Annotated in this window: 17 protein-coding genes and 4 riboswitches; of the genes, 7 read left to right on the top strand and 10 right to left on the bottom strand. The window is 68.8% G+C overall.

All coding sequences use genetic code 11. The annotated features are described in order from the left end of the window. Positions 1 to 56: 56 nt before the first annotated feature. Positions 57 to 135, bottom strand: a riboswitch (Fluoride riboswitch). 213 nt (positions 136 to 348) lie between these two features. Then, positions 349 to 849: an inorganic diphosphatase gene (locus ACWGKJ_RS10630; RefSeq protein WP_385018456.1), complete on the bottom strand. Its 501-nt coding sequence runs from the start codon at positions 847 to 849 to the stop codon at positions 349 to 351. Between the two features lie 620 nt (positions 850 to 1,469). On the opposite strand from ACWGKJ_RS10630, the gene ACWGKJ_RS10625 reads away from it, so the two are divergent. After that, a complete protein-coding gene (locus tag ACWGKJ_RS10625; RefSeq protein ID WP_385018454.1) occupies positions 1,470 to 2,486 on the top strand; it encodes a phosphotransferase family protein in 1,017 nt (338 codons plus the stop codon). On the opposite strand, the gene ACWGKJ_RS10620 is transcribed toward ACWGKJ_RS10625, so the two are convergent. The 5 genes from ACWGKJ_RS10620 to ACWGKJ_RS10600 form a co-directional block, all read right to left on the bottom strand. Further along, a complete protein-coding gene (locus ACWGKJ_RS10620; protein ID WP_385018452.1) occupies positions 2,481 to 3,923 on the bottom strand; it encodes a hypothetical protein in 1,443 nt (480 codons plus the stop codon). The genes ACWGKJ_RS10625 and ACWGKJ_RS10620 overlap by 6 nt on opposite strands. Beyond that, positions 3,911 to 4,606, bottom strand: a complete 696-nt coding sequence (locus ACWGKJ_RS10615; protein WP_385018450.1) for a hypothetical protein — start codon at positions 4,604 to 4,606, stop codon at positions 3,911 to 3,913. Before ACWGKJ_RS10615 ends, ACWGKJ_RS10620 begins: the two co-directional genes overlap by 13 nt. Then, positions 4,603 to 5,700 (bottom strand): phosphotransferase family protein, encoded by a 1,098-nt coding sequence (locus ACWGKJ_RS10610; RefSeq protein WP_385018448.1) that lies wholly within the window; start codon positions 5,698 to 5,700, stop codon positions 4,603 to 4,605. Before ACWGKJ_RS10610 ends, ACWGKJ_RS10615 begins: the two co-directional genes overlap by 4 nt. 456 nt (positions 5,701 to 6,156) lie before the next feature. After that, positions 6,157 to 6,360: a hypothetical protein gene (locus ACWGKJ_RS10605; RefSeq protein ID WP_385018446.1), complete on the bottom strand. Its 204-nt coding sequence runs from the start codon at positions 6,358 to 6,360 to the stop codon at positions 6,157 to 6,159. Positions 6,361 to 6,399: 39 nt separating this feature from the next. Then, positions 6,400 to 6,464: riboswitch (Fluoride riboswitch) on the bottom strand. A gap of 113 nt (positions 6,465 to 6,577) precedes the next feature. Continuing rightward, positions 6,578 to 7,069, bottom strand: coding sequence for an inorganic diphosphatase (locus ACWGKJ_RS10600; protein WP_385018444.1), 492 nt, complete (start codon positions 7,067 to 7,069; stop codon positions 6,578 to 6,580). 33 nt (positions 7,070 to 7,102) lie between these two features. After that, a riboswitch (Fluoride riboswitch) is annotated at positions 7,103 to 7,164 on the bottom strand. A 222-nt stretch (positions 7,165 to 7,386) separates the two neighbouring features. On the opposite strand from ACWGKJ_RS10600, the gene ACWGKJ_RS10595 reads away from it, so the two are divergent. The 6 genes from ACWGKJ_RS10595 (at position 7,387) to ACWGKJ_RS10570 (ending at position 11,801) form a co-directional block, all read left to right on the top strand. Beyond that, on the top strand, positions 7,387 to 7,842 hold the full coding sequence (locus ACWGKJ_RS10595) for a Crp/Fnr family transcriptional regulator (RefSeq protein WP_385018442.1): 456 nt from the start codon (positions 7,387 to 7,389) through the stop codon (positions 7,840 to 7,842). A gap of 68 nt (positions 7,843 to 7,910) precedes the next feature. Continuing rightward, positions 7,911 to 7,974: riboswitch (Fluoride riboswitch) on the top strand. Between the two features lie 44 nt (positions 7,975 to 8,018). Next, on the top strand, positions 8,019 to 8,492 hold the full coding sequence (locus ACWGKJ_RS10590) for an NUDIX domain-containing protein (RefSeq protein ID WP_385018440.1): 474 nt from the start codon (positions 8,019 to 8,021) through the stop codon (positions 8,490 to 8,492). 69 nt (positions 8,493 to 8,561) lie between these two features. Continuing rightward, entirely contained in the window at positions 8,562 to 10,229 is a 1,668-nt protein-coding gene (ettA, locus tag ACWGKJ_RS10585; protein ID WP_385018438.1) for an energy-dependent translational throttle protein EttA, read from the top strand. Positions 10,230 to 10,258: 29 nt separating this feature from the next. Beyond that, positions 10,259 to 10,633 carry a hypothetical protein gene (locus ACWGKJ_RS10580; protein WP_385018435.1) on the top strand — a complete coding sequence of 125 codons (375 nt, stop codon included), beginning with the start codon at positions 10,259 to 10,261 and terminating at the stop codon, positions 10,631 to 10,633. Positions 10,634 to 10,917: 284 nt separating this feature from the next. Then, positions 10,918 to 11,211, top strand: coding sequence for a DUF3040 domain-containing protein (locus tag ACWGKJ_RS10575; RefSeq protein ID WP_385018433.1), 294 nt, complete (start codon positions 10,918 to 10,920; stop codon positions 11,209 to 11,211). Between the two features lie 167 nt (positions 11,212 to 11,378). Further along, positions 11,379 to 11,801: a hypothetical protein gene (locus ACWGKJ_RS10570; RefSeq protein ID WP_385018431.1), complete on the top strand. Its 423-nt coding sequence runs from the start codon at positions 11,379 to 11,381 to the stop codon at positions 11,799 to 11,801. A 214-nt stretch (positions 11,802 to 12,015) separates the two neighbouring features. On the opposite strand, the gene ACWGKJ_RS10565 is transcribed toward ACWGKJ_RS10570, so the two are convergent. Genes ACWGKJ_RS10565 through ACWGKJ_RS10550 form a run of 4 tightly spaced genes read right to left on the bottom strand, consistent with a single transcriptional unit; the run spans position 12,016 to position 16,829 of the window. Then, positions 12,016 to 13,146, bottom strand: a complete 1,131-nt coding sequence (locus ACWGKJ_RS10565; RefSeq protein ID WP_385018429.1) for an XdhC family protein — start codon at positions 13,144 to 13,146, stop codon at positions 12,016 to 12,018. Further along, on the bottom strand, positions 13,139 to 15,277 hold the full coding sequence (locus tag ACWGKJ_RS10560) for a xanthine dehydrogenase family protein molybdopterin-binding subunit (RefSeq protein WP_385018427.1): 2,139 nt from the start codon (positions 15,275 to 15,277) through the stop codon (positions 13,139 to 13,141). The genes ACWGKJ_RS10565 and ACWGKJ_RS10560 overlap by 8 nt, the downstream gene beginning before the upstream one ends. Beyond that, positions 15,274 to 16,266: an FAD binding domain-containing protein gene (locus ACWGKJ_RS10555; protein ID WP_385018425.1), complete on the bottom strand. Its 993-nt coding sequence runs from the start codon at positions 16,264 to 16,266 to the stop codon at positions 15,274 to 15,276. The genes ACWGKJ_RS10560 and ACWGKJ_RS10555 overlap by 4 nt, the downstream gene beginning before the upstream one ends. Next, positions 16,263 to 16,829, bottom strand: coding sequence for a (2Fe-2S)-binding protein (locus ACWGKJ_RS10550; protein ID WP_385018423.1), 567 nt, complete (start codon positions 16,827 to 16,829; stop codon positions 16,263 to 16,265). Before ACWGKJ_RS10550 ends, ACWGKJ_RS10555 begins: the two co-directional genes overlap by 4 nt. Positions 16,830 to 16,930 lie beyond the last annotated feature (101 nt).

The raw sequence follows: 16,930 nt of genomic DNA, 5'->3' as shown, positions 1-16,930 counted from the left end.
AGCTGTGAAGAGCGGTCTACCCACTTGGTGCACCTCCCTGGGCATGCGTCCTGACGCGGAAGTCAGGAGCCATCAGCCTCTGAAGGGCGGTTCGGACCGTGACCGGCCCAGGCGGGTTCCATCGCCACTTTTGAGTGGAACAGCTGACCGGCGTGCCGTCAAGCCGTATTCATCGTCGCATTCCGCGGATTCCCGGGTCCGGTGCGGTCGCGATCCCGTGCGGGTCCGGCGTGTGCCCGGCGGAAATGCGGAATCGGAAGACACGCGGCACCGTACCCGCCGTCACCTCCGCCAACGACTGCCAGAGCCCGTTCTCCGCTCGTCTTCGGGCCGATCAGTTGGTGACCGTCATGCGTGTTGCGCCGGATTCTGTTCGGCGGCGCGCTGTCGCGATGCTTCGATCTCCGCATAGGCCTGGTCCTTTCCGTCCCAGTGAGACCCCTCGACGGACTTGCCGGGTTCCAGGTCCTTGTAGACCTCGAAGAAGTGACTGATCTCCAGACGGTCGAACTCGGAGACATCGTCGATATCCTGGACATCTTGGTAGCGTGGGTCGTGAGCGGGCACACACAGGACCTTCTCGTCCTGTCCCATTTCGTCTCGCATCACGAACACACCGATCGCCCGGCACTCGATCAAGCAGCCGGGGAAGGTGCGTTCGCCGACGAGGACGAGCGCGTCGAGCGGATCGCCGTCCTGGCCGAGCGTCCCCTCGATATAGCCGTAGTCGGCAGGGTATCGAGTGGAGGTGAAAAGCATCCGGTCCAGGCGAATCCGGTTCAGGTCATGATCCATCTCGTACTTGTTGCGTGATCCCTGCGGGATTTCCACGGTCACATCGAATTCCACTGGGGCCTCCAGGCGGGGTGGGTGAGTGCGTATTTCGGCTGCGTCCGCGAGGACACAGTGGGGATCGGGTGCGCCTCTGCGAACTCGTATCCGGGGCCCCGTATCAGAGGCAGATACTCCGTGGCAGCCCGGGACGCCCGTCGCATCCGTTCATGGCGATCGGGAATTCCGGGTCCACGCGATAGGGCGGAGCCGGCTGTAGAGGGCTGACATGCGGACAGAAAGCCACCGGATCCGGCAGTCGCGGGAGGAGTGGGTTCTGAAGTGAGCGCTTCGGTACAGCCATGGGCAGAGTCCTCCTGGTCTCGTCGAACGACCAGGGACCGTCAGCGACTGAGTGTCGCGGTTGTGGTGAGCCCCATCACCGCGTGCACAGGTACACACCATCGGTATACCGTCCTGCACTGCCTGGCAGCATAGCGAACCAGGGCGGGAAGTCCGAACGGGGGAGCGCGAATGGTCCGGGCCGACGTGCGACTGCGCAGGTCATGGGAGGTCGCGCCGGACACGGTCGCGCCACGATCCCGGTTTAGCTGTGATGATCGGAGAGGTGCGGTCCGGTCTCGGCGGGCCACCAGATGTGACGTAAAGAAATTGTGCCCTGCTGGTACGGCTGAAGCGTGGAGGCAACGAGCCCGATGTCCGGCGAAAGCACGGAGGGTGCGTCCTTTCTGGACGGTCTGCCCGCTTGGGTGCGGTCGGTGCCCGAAGTCCGTGACGGGGAGTGGGCGGCCCGTTCCTGGCGGCCGGTCGCGGAATGGCGGCACGGCAGTAAGAGGTTCGTCGCGGGGGATTTGCTCTGCACCGACGCGTCCGGTGAAACCCTGGTGTTTCACCTGCTGATCGATCCGGGCGGGCGTCGAGCACCCGTGTGGCAGATTTATGAGGGACTGAAAGCACTGTGGGGGTCGGGGATGCGGGCCCCTTCGCCGTACCGGGTGCCGCGTCCCTTCGCCTGTGATACGGCTGCCAATGTACTGGTGCGCGAATTCCTGGCCGGCAGGACCTGGGCGGATTCGGTTCTGCGGACGGGGGCGGTGGACAGTGGTATCTCCGAGAGGGTCGCCGGGTGGCTGATCGCCCTGCAACGGATCAAAGCCCCTGGTCTATTGACCGCGAAGCCCTATCCGTACCGGATCATTGAGCGCGCAACGGAGTTGGCGGATACCCTTGACTACCGGCCGGTGGCCGACCGGATCGTCGGGATCGCTGAGTCCGTCTCCAAGAGCATCGATCGGTATGCGGGGCAGCTCGTTGTCTCGCACGGAGACTTCCATCCGAAGAACGTTCTGCTGTGTGGCACCGATGTGGTGGCATTCGATACGGACCGCCTGGGGCTGCGCGAGCCGGCCGCTGATCCAGGACGTGCCCTCGGGCAGTTGATGAGCATGTCGCTCGCCCGCCTGGGGGCCACGGATGCGGGGGCCAGAGCGGGGCGTTGGTTCCAGGACGCGTACGACTCCTCGGAGGGGCCCGCCCCACGGGGCCGGGTGGCCCTGCACTTCGTGGCCACGCTTTTCGAATGTGTCCACTACCGGGTTGTCATCGGCACCGGGGCGTGGCCGGGCACGCCCCGCGCGTGGGCGGATTCGCTGGAGCGCATTCTGGACGAGGGCTCATCGGATGATGGTTCATGACCCTGCTGATGGCCCGTCAGGTCTTTCGTCGTCGTGCAGAGTGCGGCGCGCGGTGGTGATCCAGTCCGCGACGGACATTTCATCGGCCGGGCCGCAGCCGAGCAGGATGTCGATATGGCCTTCGGAGCTGCGCAGGGCGAAGGGCCGGGAGTGTCCCGCAGCGCTCCAGTGCGGTGGGACGGGACGTGACTGGGCAGGGTCGAAACCGACCCAGCAGATCCGGCCCGACAGAGACCAGCCGGACCAGCCGTGGCCGCCGATCCGGTGCAGATCGGCGCGGCCGTCGAGCAGCGCGGTGAGGTAGTCGGGGATGAGGGCGCTTTCCACATCGAGCGGCTGACCGACCGCGCCACGGAGGCAGGCCGCGAGTGCGGGGACCCCGTTGATCAGTGCGTAACGTCGGCTGCCTGCCGAAGGCCGGGGCTCGGCCGGTACGAGGTCGACGGTGACGGCGTTCGGGAGTGGTACCGGCTGTGCGGCCGACCAGACCAGGTGGGGGTCGGCGGGGTCGGCGAGGGCTCCCGGATGGGCGGGCGGTGTGTCCATGAAACGGTGCAGTTGTTCCTGGAGGTTCCAGTGGTCGGCGGGGTTACCGACGATGAGGGCGCCTCCGGTGGCGTCGCCGGCCGGACCTGGAGGGGCCGCAGCGGGACTCTGTCTCGCGCTGCCTGCGGTGGTCGGTGGCGCGAGTCGGTGAATCAGCAGACAGACTCGCGCTCCCTCTCGGGGGGAGACGAGAGCCCACATGTCGTCGCCGCCCAGGAGGAGTTCCTCGACCTCGTCGGCGTCGATGTCACAGATGGTGCCGGTGGGTGGGAGACGGCCGGGCGTCGCCGCCCAGCGGGCCGCGGCCAGCAGGGGGAGCGCGAGGCGTGCGTGGGAGGCGGTGGCTCTGGCCCAGGGGGCAAGGACGGCGGGACCGTCATCATGCGGTGGGTCGTGCCAGGCGGTCTCATGGGTGCCCACCATCGCCAGACGGTCAGCGAGTGCGCGCAGCCGTCCGTCACTCTGTCGGGCGGCGGAGGCGGAACCCGACCTTTCGATCTCGCGCTCCACTCTTCCGAGGAGGCGCGCGTACGGGAGCCACTGTGGATCCGCGGCCCAGCCTGGGTAGTCCTCACCGGCTCGCCAGTCGACGGCGAGTTCGTAGTAACTCCCGGCGGGCGGGACATCACCGGGGTGAGGCGGATGGTTGTCGAGCCACTCGTCGAGTCCGACGACCTGTACCGGCGCCGCGGGGTCGGCGGCCCACTGGAGTACGGACCGGTAGCCGTCCGCCACCGGTTCCCATCCGCCGGTGCCGGCGGTGCGCTCCAAGTCGTCGGCGTAGACGAGCAACAGGGCGGACGGGTCGGACGCCTGGGCCTGCAGGGCGGTGACGAAATCATCGAGAGCCCGCAGATGCGCGGGGGTCCGGGCGGGAATCAGGTAACGCAAGTGGGAGGAGATGGGGACGAGTTCGAGCGGACGCAGCGCAGTCGGCGGGGCATCGCGAGCTCAGGGGCGATCAGGTCCGCGATGTCGCTCTGCGACGGCGGGACACCGTTCCACTCGTAGGGTCCGCGTCTGTCAACGGCCGCACGGAAGTGGCGGTGCTCACCGGCGGGGTGGCCGTGTCCGGGCGCGACGGTCAGCAGCCGGTCGTCCACCAGCGTGCGCCGGTAGCCGCCCCCGGGCAGCGAGGAGTCGGTGAGTACCGGTACCAGCGTAGGGTTCCAGACGCGCTCGGGCAGCCACGCAGTCCTGAGCGAGCCTCCGGGCACATGAAGATGGCGCTCCAGCAGGTCTGCCATGGCGATGAGTTGCCGGCGGCCGGCCGCGGGTGTCAGCAAGGGGAGGATCGGCTCGGCGTACGGGCCGCCGAGCAGGGAAAGCCACCCCTCGACGACGCTCTGGCGGGTCCGGTCGAGAAAGCGGGGACGGTGCCAGGCCAGTGCCTCGATCAACGTTCCGGACAGGTGCAGGGCGGCCGGGATGCCGTGAGCGCGGTGCAGGGAGAGAACTTCCTCGTACCCCAGGCAGATCCGGCTGAGCCCGTCACGCTCCGCATAGCCGTCCCCGATGATCAGTTGGTTGGCATGGTGGACGAACGCCAGCGCCACCTTCGGCCTGCGGTTCATCGCCACCCCGTTCCGTGGACGCCGAGGCGGTGCAGGGCCCCCGGCCCCTCCCGGCAGATCTGTACGGCGACAGAAGCCCAGAAGGAGAGGGACTCGATCGGCGCTCCGCCGAAGCCGACTTGCTCGAAGTGCAGGACCTGGACGAAGGCACGGGCGGTCTGGACGGCGATCCGTTCGTCGGAGGCAGGCCCGCCGGCCCTTCGGTAGGCGCACCACAGTTCGTGAGCGGTCCGGGCGGACTGTTCAAGGACGAGGCCGAGATGGCCTGCCGTCACCAGGACCTGGCAGAGCGCGTAGCCGAGGTCGGCGGCCGGTTCGCGCAGTCCTGCGTGGTCGAGGTCGATGACGGTGACAGCGGGGTAGCGGAATTGCTCCTGCGCCGGGTCGAGGAACACATTGCGGGGATGCAGGTCACCATGGCTCGGCACGGGACCGGCGCCGGCTGCTGTGGTCAGAGCGGAGTCCAGGTGTTCTGCCAGTGCCTCAAGATGCCGGGTGGCCCCGGGCAGGCGGTGCGCGGCCAGATCGAGCAGCCCCCGCAGTTCAGAGTCCGTGTGCCGTTGCACCTCGGGAACCGGTGGCAGGACTGCGCGGGTTTCCTGGAGGGCACACAGGAAGTGGGCCACCGCCTCGGCCCCGCGGGCGGCAGCAGATTCCCCGACGAGGGACTCGGCCCATGGCTGTCCGGCGGCGGTCTCGGCGACAAGGGTGCCGTCCGGGGCAGTGCCCAGCGTGCGGACCACTGTGAAGGGCGGACCGGCCAGACCGGCGGCGCGCAAGCGCCGGGCAGCGTGGTCAGCGGCCCAGCCTCCTTCGGGCGGGTGGTGTTTGAGGACCAGCGCCAGTGTCCTGGTGGAGTCGGTCATATGGTTGGTGATCTCGGCGCGAACCTCGGTGATCCGTGTCCTGCCGTGGTTCCGGTCACTGATCACTTCGACCCCGACCAGGGTCCACAGCCCCAGCACAATCTCCGGGATGGTCCTGGCGATGACATCGGCGCAGCGACGGTCCGCCGATGTCTCCGGTGCCCGTACCAACGGCTCTCCGTCGATGGACGGGCCGGTTGCCCGCGGACGGGGCAGCTTGTCCGTCATCGGCGTGCCACGGGGATCGCCACGCTCCGCCGCCTGCCGACGGGGTCGCGCTGATCGGTGCGAGGCCGGGCAGATACCCGACCGGTTGTGAGGGCCCACATGCTTGCTCCTGCTTGGTGAGAGCGCCCTGGAGACGGGCACGCGTCAGCACATGCAGGGACCGTTGGTGGCGATCGGTGCCACGGTTCGTAACCGGCGAGCCCCACCGCCGTCGACGCTTCGCGGGCGTCTGGCACGGACAGTAGCCCCAGGCGGCTCCCTGGTCCGGAACCTCGTGGCGTACACGCCGAGTCGCTGCTCCTTGTGCCGCCCTGGACAGCGGTACGGAGACCGTTTGCGAGTCATCGGAGTGCGGTCATGGCGACCGGCGCCGTCCCCGGTGTCTCGGCTCTCCACCGAAGGAGCACCCGGCCGCATCCTCATCGCGGTGTTGCGATGGGGCCGGGGCCATTGTGACTAGAGCTCGTCGGCACCCGTACGCTTCCGGGCGATATGTGCGAGCGCCGGGATCCATGAGGTGATGCCGACGAAAACTGCGATCATGGCGAATGCGCCGAACGGCATCGGCCAGAGCAGGCTCGCGATGCCGGCCAGGGCTGCTCCGCCCAGTACACAGACGATCAGCATGAGGAACAGGTGGGTCGCGAGGCCAATGGTCATACCTTTTTCCTTCACCGGGCACGGCGCCGTCGGGCGCGGATTTCGGTAGAGGCCATCAGCGGCGCATCCGCGGTTATGAGGCGAGCCTCATCGCCTGTGGTCAGAATGACCAGGATTTCAATTCGTGTCAATCAACCGGGCGATGATCAGCCTGGGCGGAATCCAAGGGGAATCGCTCAGAGGTGTTGATCCGCCGTCGTTCTGCTCCACCGTCACGTCATCCCAGAGACCCGGTCAGGCGCTCGAAATTATGCCGTGCGGTGCTGACGAATTCTTCGGCTGCCAGGGGGCCGTCGATACCGCGCACCTGCCAGTCGTGGGTCGGGCCGAATCGTTGAAGTACGTCCGCGAGCGTTGTCTCGTTGGCGTGCCAGGATTCAAGAGTCCGTATGTCGGTGATCTCGTCGAATCTCGCTTGGTCCGCGGCCACGCAGAGCAGTGTGTCGTTCGGAGTACCGTCAACGGTCAAATGGGCGAGCGCAATTGGGCGGGCCGGGACGGTCAGTCCTGGCAGGGCAGGCTCGTCGAGCAGTACCAGGGCATCCGCCGGTTCGCCGTCCTCGTCCAGGCTGCCTTCGAGCCACCCCTCCCCGACAGCGCAGCCGTACAGCAAGGGCGAGTAGACGTCGGCCCGCGCCGGGGCGGGCGGAGTCTCCGTGGTGAAGAGGGAACCCGAGGTCGCCTCGACTGTGACCGTGACGGTATCCATGGTGATCCTCCTGTGTGCGGTCTCTCGTCGCGTCGCCGCATAGAGGCCATCAGCACAGGAGTGCGGTTGAGGTGAGCCTCATCACCGTTATCGCCATTGTTCCGCCGGTGGTCCTGCCTGGCAAGTCCAGCAGCCTTTCCGTGTAAGGCAGTTGCTTTTTTCATACGGCAGGTGATAATTCCTGTCCGTGGCACCGCAAGGTGTTCGTGCCAAGAGCCGTACGGCATTCAGGATGCCAAAGAGAGCGTCGCGTGGGGAAATTGGTACGACATCCCCGCGCGCCCTGCGAGGTGCTCAAGGCAAGGAGCTTGCCGGTCATGACCCCTGTGACACGTCTGTTCGCGACCCTCTCGCACGAGCACGGAGAACGCCTCAACGGGCTGGCCAGGGACATCTCTTTCCCGGAAGACTTCCGGATCTTCGAAGAAGGGCAGCCCGCGGACAAGTTCTGGGTCATCCACTCCGGCACTGTCGCGCTCGATCTGGCGGTGCCCGGATCCCGCAGGACCAGGGTCGAGACACTCGGAACAGGTGATCTGCTCGGCTGGTCCTGGCTCTTCTCGCCCAAGGTCTGGCATTTCGGGGCCGAGGCGTTCAGCCCGGTGCGGGCTCATGAGTTCGAGGCCGCCGCGGTGCTGGCCCTGTGCCAGGAGGATCCTGGTTTCGGGCTCGCGCTGACCCACTCCATCGCGCAGATCCTCGCCCATCGCCTTGAGGTGGCGCGCACCAAGCTGCTGGAGCAGTACGAGGAGCACGGCGCCCCGGACTTCTGAGGCCCCCAGCCCCGTACCGCAGGGATGCGGCACCGTCTTGCGCTTCGACGGGTGCGGCGCAACGATGGAGGGCAGACGGCGATGAGGCTCGCCACAACCGCGGACCCCTCCGCTGATGGCCTCTGTGGATTCGTAGCGCTGCCCTCGGGGGCGCGCTGGACTGCAGAGGTGTTCCTATGCCGCCGTTCGGCCCTTCGGACCTCACTGAGACACGCTGCTCCGTAGCCGTGTTCCGAGGCGATTCGCTCCTGTTGGTGGGGAGCGAAGAGGACGGCCTGGAGGTGTGGAAACTGCCGGGTGGGCACCTTCACGCCGACGAGGGCTTGATCGCTTGCGCGCGGCGGGAGCTGCGTGAGGAGTCCGGTCTCACCGCGGGAACGCTGCATTGCGCCTTCGTTCTGGATGTGCACGACAAGGACACCGGGCGCTACATGATTGAGATCATTCTGGTTCCCTCGGAGCCGGTCACCGGCGAGCCCCGAGAGTGTGAGGCAGGGCGAACGCCGCGTTTCGTACCGATGAACGAGCTGCCGCAACTGGTGCTCCGGCCGACGGAGAACGATTACCTCTACGCCCTCCACGACCTGCACAGGGGGGAGACCGAAGAACCGCCTCCGGCTGGACCGACAGTCCAAGGAGTGGTGCGCTGAGCAAGCGCTCGGAAGCGTGATGAGCCGTGGTCATGATGTGCTGACCCGAAGGACGAGGGGTGTGGCGAAATGTATGTCTACACCATGCGGGATGCCCGGATGGCGCACGGCGAAAAGGTCATTCTCGACGACGTGACCCTGTCCTTTCTGCCGGGGGCGAAGGTCGGGGTGGTGGGGCCGAACGGCGCGGGCAAGTCGAGCGTGCTGCGCATCATGGCGGGGCTGGACAGGCCCACGGACGGTGAGGCGTTCGCGGCCCCCGGTACCAGCGTTGGGATCCTGGAACAGGAACCGGCTCTCGACGAGGACGCCACAGTGCGCGGCAATGCCGAGCACGCGGTAGCGGATACCAGAGCTGGACTGAGCCGCTACGAGGAGGTGACGGCGCAGCTGGCCGGGGCCGGCGGAGAGGAGACGCGGCAGCTCCTCGACGAGCTGGGCATCCTGCAGGAATCCCTCGACCACGCCGGGGCCTGGGACCTCGACTCCCGGCTGGAACAGGCCATGGACGCTCTGCGCTGCCCTCCGTCCGATGCGCCCGTACGGACACTCTCCGGTGGTGAGCGGCGCAGAGTCGCCCTGTGCCGGCTGCTGATGTCCCAGCCCGATCTACTGCTGCTGGACGAGCCGACCAACCACCTGGACGCGGAATCGGTGGCCTGGCTCGAAGAACACCTGGCGGGCTATCCGGGCACCGTGGTCGCCGTCACCCACGACCGGTACTTTCTGGATCACGTTGCCCGGTGGATCCTGGAACTCGATCGGGGCCATGTGTACCCGTACGAGGGGAACTACACGACGTACCTGGAGGCCAAGGCCGCCCGGCTCAGGGTAGAGGGCCGTAAGGGCGCCAAACGGGAGAAGCGGCTGAACGAAGAGCTCCAGTGGGTCCGCTCCGGCACCAAGGGGCGTCAGGCGACCTCCCGATCGCGGCTGCAACGCTATGAGGAACTGGCGGACGAGGCGTCCAGGGCACGGAAGCTGGATTTCGAGGAGATTCAGATCCCGCCGGGCCCCCGTCTCGGCAGCCTGGTCCTGGAGGCGGACCACCTGACCAAGGGATACGGCGGGCGCCTGCTGTGGAGCGATGTGTCGTTCTCGCTTCCCCGGGGAGGCATCGTCGGTGTCCTTGGTCCGAACGGCGTCGGGAAGACCACCCTCTTCCAGATGATCACCGGTGGTGAGCAGCCCGACTCCGGGCGCCTCAGGCTGGGGGAGACCGTCAGAGTCTCCTATGTGGACCAGACCCGTGCGGGCCTGGACGCGGAACGCACCGTGTGGCAGGTGGTGTCCGACGGGCAGGACCATGTCCGCCTCGGTCCAGTGGAGATGCCGTCGCGCGCCTATGTGGCCACATTCGGCTTCAAGGGCCACGACCAGCAGAAGCCGGTCGGCGTACTGTCCGGCGGCGAACGCAACCGGCTCAACCTCGCACTCACCCTCAAGCAGGGCGGCAATCTGCTGCTGCTGGACGAACCCACCAACGATCTCGACGTGGAGACCCTCGCCTCGCTGGAGAGCGCCCTGCTCCAGTTCCCTGGCTGTGCGGTGATCACGGCGCACGACCGGTGGTTCCTCGACCGCACCGCCACACACATCCTCGCGTGGGAGGGCGGAGCCACCTGGTTCTGGTTCGAGGGCAACTTCGCCGACTACGAAGCCAACAAGGCCGTACGCCTCGGTCAGGAGGCGGCCCGTCCGCACCGCGTCACCCACCGACAGCTGACCAGAGGCTGACAGCCGCCCCCCGACCCGAGGAGTACGCCATGACGACGGCCGAGTCCGACGCAGTGAAGGCAGCGGTGCGCGTGGCGCAGTCAGTGACGATCAACGCCAAGTGGCGCCTCTGTGAGGAAGAGGCGCTCCGACGCCTTGCCACCTGTCCGGGCCTGGCCTGTGCGCCTCTGTTTCCGGAACACCCGGTCATTCAAGTCATCGCCGTCGAAGGGCGGTTGCTGGGCCGGGCCCGTCTCAGTCGTACGGGGAAGGCGACCCGGTGGATCGCCACGGCCGCGGACACCGGACAACAGGTCGGCGTGTGCCACACCCTGCGGGGCGCCGCCCGTGCGCTCAACCGGACCTGCGGCCGACACAGCCGGCTGCGGGTGACGTGTCTGCCGGGGGCTGGTTCTCCCCGCTGACGCGTTGACGCGTTGACGCCTTGACGCGCTGACGCACTGACTCGTTGGCTCGGGCTGGGACTTGTGGGAGGCAGGAGGGGTATTCTGCGATAATCAGTGTGCGCAGGATGGCGGAGGGGCTCGCCAACATCCGCGGCCAGCAGCCGCCAACGGTCCCTACCTTCACCACAGGTAGGGGTTTGCCATGCTCGTCGCGCCGCCACATCAGTCCGCTTCATCGCCTGTGCCGAGTTCCATGCCTGTGCCGACCGGCACGGCGTGCCAGTCGCGGCGGCGGTTCTGACATGGGTCTCTCCGAGCAGGAGCGCCGGGAGCTCGACGCGTTGGAAGCCCGGCTGACAGCGCAGGATCCAGAGCTCGTCAAGAGGATGTTCGCACTCCAGTCCCAGCTGCACGCGCGCGTGACCGTCCCCGTGTTTCTGTCGGTCGGGCCGATCATCGCCGGCATTATCGGTGTCGTTTTCGTGATCATGGGGGCCATCGTCTCCAATGCCATGTTGATCTCCACGGGCGCGGCTGCCGTCTTCTGCGGGACGTTTCTGGTTTTCAGCAACCACTTCTTCAGAGGCGGTCGGTGAGCAGCAGCACGTCCCCTTGAAGCGATATGTCGTGGATCTGTAACGGAGCGAACGCGGCGCAACGGGCTGGGCGGTCGCCTCATCTGGGTAGTCAGCAAGGCGCACCGGGCGCCTTCGCGAAGGGGTTGAGTCTCACCCTGCGGGGGAGGCCCATGGAAGGGAAGTCCATGACCAGGACGAAGAAGACCGGGATGAAGGCGCGTGGTGGCCGGGTGGCCGTGCTCGGTGCGCTGGGTCTGGCCGCAGTGACTCTGGCCGCAGCTCCGGCGTTCGCCAAGGGCTCTGTGGAGATCACGGCGCCGCACACGGCCAAGGTCGGCAAGACCATCACGGTCAAGGCGCACGGCGACGACGACAGCGCCGGCTATCTGCATCAGCTGTGCCTGGAGGAGAACGGCTTCGGCGAGGGATGGCACCAGGAGAACTGCAGTGCTGCGGTCAAGGGCGATGCGCGGGTCACCGCTCATGGCACATCCGCCCGCCGGGGCAACCTGAAATTCCGTGCGGTGCTGTACGGCCTGACCAGCAAGCACGCCAAGAAGCCGGTACGCCTGCACGCCTCTGACGTGGTGACGGTGAACGTCCGCTGAGCAGCGGCGCGGCCGTGGACAGTCGACATGACCACTGTCCACGGCCGCGTGGTACTGCGGCATCTGTCCGGTGATGCCGCCCTCCGGGCTCCAACGGACTCCGATCGTCGCTCTCTCCACCGGACAGCTGCAGCAGCCGCAGCAGGTCCGCTGCCCTTCCGGCCGTGTACCGGTCCGCTCATGCGCTCGACGTCAAGCGCCCGAGGCCCAGCGCCTAACGGGCACGTACACGGTCCGGACGGTGGATCGGCCCCCCGCCACCACTCAGCGGAGCCCCGCTGCCGCCCCGGAGGACGGTGATGATCTCCGCGCCGATGGAGACGGCTGTCTCCTCCGGCGTACGGCCGCCGGTGTCCAAGCCGATGGGGGAGCGCAGCCCCGCAAGGCCCTTCTCGTCCACCCCGGCCTCCCGCAGCTTGCGGAGCCGGTCCTCATGGGTGCGGCGCGAGCCCATCGCGCCGACGTACGCGACCGGCAGCCGCAGGGCGACCTCCAGCAGCGGCACATCGAACTTGGAGTCGTGCGTGAGCACACACAGCACCGTCCGCTCGTCGGTGACGGTGCCGCGCAGATAGCGGTCCGGCCACTCCACCACCACCTCGTCCGCCTCGGGAAACCGGTCCCGCGTCGCGAAGACACCGCGTGCGTCGCAGAGGGTCACATGGAAGCCGAGCAGCTTCCCCACCCGCACCAGCGCCCCCGCGAAGTCCACCGCCCCGAACACGATCATCCGGGCGGGCGGCACGCTCGACTCCACGAACAGGGTGACATCACTGCCGCACCGGGCCGAACTCTCCGGCACCGCACACTCCCCGGTCCTCCCGATGCCGAGCAGCGCCCGCGCCTGTGCGGCGAGCCCCGAGTCGTCCGACGAGCCGAGCGCACCCTCGGCCGACCCATCGGGACGTACCAGCAACACCCCGCCGCTGTGGGCGAGATGGCCGGGCCCATCAAGGATCCGGGCCAGGGCCACCGCCTCGCCGCTCGCCGCGGCCGCAAGCGCCGCCTCCACCGTCGGACGGGACGGGGCGTCCGTACCCACCGGAACGACATGCACTTCCACTGCGCCGCCGCAGGTGAGCCCGACGGCGAACGCGTCGTCGTCGCTGTACCCGAACCGCTCGCGGCGCACCCTGCCGTCGCGCAGCGCCTCGACGCACAGCTCGTACACGGCGCCCTCGACACAGCCGCCCGAGACCGAACCGATGACCTGCCCGCCGGCGTCGACGGCGAGCGCCGAGCCGGGTGGGCGGGGCGCGCTGCCGGTCACCGAGACGACGGTGGCCACGGCGAACTCCCGCCCCTGCAGAGCCCACTGGTGCAGACCGGCTGCGAGATCAAGCATGCCGCTCATCCCGGTGCGCCTCGGCGAGGATCACCCGGTCGGGCCGGATGGGGAGATCGCGGTGGCGCACACCGGTGGCGTGCCACACGGCGTTGGCGATCGCCGCGGCCGTGCCGACGATTCCGATCTCGCCTACGCCCTTGATGCCGACGGGGTCGTCCGGGTCCGGGTCGTCGACCCAGTCGGCCTCGATGACCGGTACATCGGCGTTCGCGGCGAAGTGGTAGCCCGCGAAGTCCGCACCGACGTGCCCGCCGGACGCCTCGTCACGTACCGCCTCCTCGTGCAGCGCCATGGACAGCCCCCACGTCATGCCACCCACCAACTGGCTGCGTGCGGTGAGGGGGTTGATGATCCGGCCGGCCGCGAAGACACCGAGCAGCCGCCGTACCCGCACCTCCCCGGTGGTCACGTCGACGGCGGCCTCCGCGAACTGCGCCCCGTACGCGTACCGCTCCTTCTCGGCGAGCGCCGCGATGAGCGCTGCGGTGTCGGTGCGGGCCGTGAGACCTTCGTCCGGGATCTCCCCGCCGGACAGGACGAGGCGCTCACGCAGCTCACGCGCCGCGGACATGACGGCCCAGCCCCAGGACCGGGTGCCCATCGAGCCGCCGGCGACCCAGGCGGACCCGAAGTCGCTGTCGGCGATGCGGACATGGACCTGCCCGGGAGCCACGTCGAGGGCGTCGGCGGCGATGAGGGTGAGGGCGGTCCGTGCGCCCGTCCCGACGTCGGACGCGGTGATCCGGACGGTGAAGGTGCCACCGGGCTCCGCTGTGACCGAGGCCGTCGACGGGGCCGCGCCCGCCTGGAACGTGGAGGCGGCGACGCCGGTCCCCAGCAGCCAGCGGCCCTCGCGGCGCACGCGCGGACGGGGGTCGCGCCCGGCCCAGCCGAACCGCCGCGCCCCCTCGTCGTAGCAGGAGAGCAGGTTGCGGCTGCTGAACGGCAGCCCGGAGACCGGGCCGACCGAGGGTTCGTTGCGGACGCGCAGCGCGATCGGATCCATGCCGAGCCGCTCGGCGAGCTCGTCGAGCGCCGACTCCACAGCGAAGGAGCCAGGTGCCTCGCCGGGAGCCCGCATCCAGGTGGGGGTGGGGACGTCGATCGGCACGACGCGGTTGACGGTGTGGTGCGCGACGGCGTCGTACATGGTGCGTCCGTACGAAGCGCTGCTCTCGACGAACTCACGCAGATTCGAGGTGAGCGAATGGTTCTCATGGGCGAAGGCGCGCAGCCGCCCGTCCGCATCGGCTCCGAGCCGCACCCGCTGGGTGGTGGGGCTGCGGTACCCGGTGATCGCGAACACCTGGCGTCGTGTCAGGGCGATACGGACCGGACGGTGCAGCTCGGTCGCGGCCATCACGGCGGCCACATGGTGCGAGCGGAGTCCCTTGGAGCCGAAGGCGCCGCCGACGTGCTCGGAGCGTACGTGCACGGCGGACAGATCGAGCGAGAACAGACGGGCGAGGTCGTCGGCGATCCACTTGCTGCCCTGGTTGGAGTCGTGGACCTCCAGCCGCCCGCCGTCCCAGCGCACCGTCACAGCATGCGGCTCCATGGCGCTGTGATGCTGCTCGGGCGTCGTGTACCTGGCGTCCAGGACCACGGCGGAAGCGGCGAGTTCGGCCTCCAGGTCGCCCTTGGTGCTCTCCGCGTCCTCCGGCGTGTAGACACCCTCCTTGTCCGGGTGGAAGGAGACGTCATGCGGCTCCTCGTCGTACTCGACGGAGAGCGCCTCGGCGGCCTCGCGCGCCTGCTCGGGTGTCTCGGCGACGACCAGCGCGACGGGCCACCCGGCATGCGGGATCCGGTCGTGCTGGAAGACCTCGACGATCGGGTCGGGGCGGCCGAGCACCCCGACGACGTCGTCGTTCACCCGTGGCGCGTTGCGGTGGTGCAGGACGGCGAGCACCCCGGGCAGGGCGCGCGCCGCGTCTTCGTCGATCGCGCGGATACGGCCGCGGGCGACCGTCGACAACACCAGCCAGCCGTGGGTGAGTTCGGCGAAGGGAACCTCGCCGGCGTAACGGGCGGCGCCGGTGACCTTTTCGAACCCCTCGATCCGGGTGTGGGCGACGCCCACCGCTTCGGGCTTCGCCATGGTGGGCGCTGTGGGAGCTGTGCTCATCGGGTCGCCTCCTGCTCCAGTTCCGTGAGCAGTGCCACGACGAGATTGCGCATCAGTGGCACCTTGTACGCGTTGTGCGGCAGTGGCGATGCCTCTGCCAGCTCGGCATCGGCCGCCGCGGCGAACGAGGCGCCGTCCGCGGTCCTGCCCAGCAGTTCCCGTTCGGCGGTCCGGGCCCGCCAGGGCCGCGACGCGACCGCCCCGAAGGCGATCCGTACGTCCCGCACAGCCCCGTCGCGTACATCGAGCGCGGCGGCCACCGATCCGATGGCGAAGGCGTACGAGGCCCGCTCGCGGACCTTGCGGTAGCGGGAGCGGGCAGCGACCGGAGCGGGCGGCAGGGTGACTGCGGTGATGAGCGCGCCCGCGGGCAGCGCGGTCTCCAGGTGCGGGGTGTCACCGACCGGGCGGTAGAAGTCGCCGAGCGCCATCTCCCCGGTGCCGTCCGCGGTCTCGTACTCCACCACGGCGTCGAAGGCGGTGAGCGCGACACCCATGTCGGACGGGTGCACGGCTACGCAGTGCTCGCTCGCTCCGAGGATCGCCGCGTTGTGGTGCTCGCCCCGGACGGCGGGGCAGCCGCTGCCCGGTACCCGCCTGTTGCACGGCTTGCTCACATCGGTGAAGTAGCCGCAGCGGGTGCGCTGCAGCAGATTCCCGCCGACGGTCGCCATGTTGCGCAGCTGGCCGGAAGCCCCGGCCAGCACGGCCTGGGCCAGCGCCGGGTAGCGGCGGCGCACCTCGGGGTCCGCGGCGAGATCGCTGTTGGTGACGGTCGCCCCGATCCGCAGGCCGCCGGCGCTGGTGCGCTCGACGCGGTCGAGGGGCAGTGCCCGTACGTCGACGAGGCGTGCGGGGCGCTCGACGCCGGCCTTCATCAGATCGACGAGGTTCGTGCCGCCGCCGAGGAACCGCGCCTCCGGATCGGCGCCGAGCACCGCCACGGCGCCCGGCACATCATGCGCCCGCTCATATACGAACTCCCTCACGCCGCCTGCTCCTTCACGCTCTCGGCCGACTGTGCGGCCGCCTGGGCCACGGCCCGCACGATCGACACATAGGCGCCGCACCGGCACAGATTTCCGCTCATCCGCTCCCTGATCTCCTCCGGTGTCAGTGGCTGAGGGCCGGCCTCGGGCCGCACGTCCTCGGTCGCGGCGCTCGGCCAGCCGGCCGCGTGCTCCTCCAGGACCGCGAGGGCCGAGCAGATCTGCCCTGGGGTGCAGTAGCCGCACTGGTACCCGTCCAGTTCGACGAAGGCCTGCTGGACGGGGTGCAGCCCGTCATCGTCTGCGACGCCCTCGATGGTGGTGATCTCGCGGCCCTCGGCGGCGACCGCGAACTGCAGACAGGAAACGGTCCTGCGCCCGTCGACCAGCACGGTGCAGGCGCCGCACTGCCCCTGGTCGCAGCCCTTCTTCGTACCGGTCAGATCGAGCCGCTCGCGCAGGGCGTCGAGCAGTGTGGTGCGGTGGTCGACGGGCAGGGTGTACTTGTCTCCGTTGATGTGCAGCGTGACGGCGCTGGAGGTCGGGGTGCCCGCTGGGGCCATGAGGGGGCCTTCTTTCGCGTTCCTGTTGCGAGGAGAATCAGCGCTGTGAGTCGGGAGGGGCGACGGGGGTCGGCACGGTGCCGGGCCTGGTCCGCCGCTAC

It is taken from the genome of Streptomyces sp. NPDC054757 (assembly GCF_053612185.1).
This window is presented reverse-complemented; position numbering and strand designations above follow the sequence as displayed.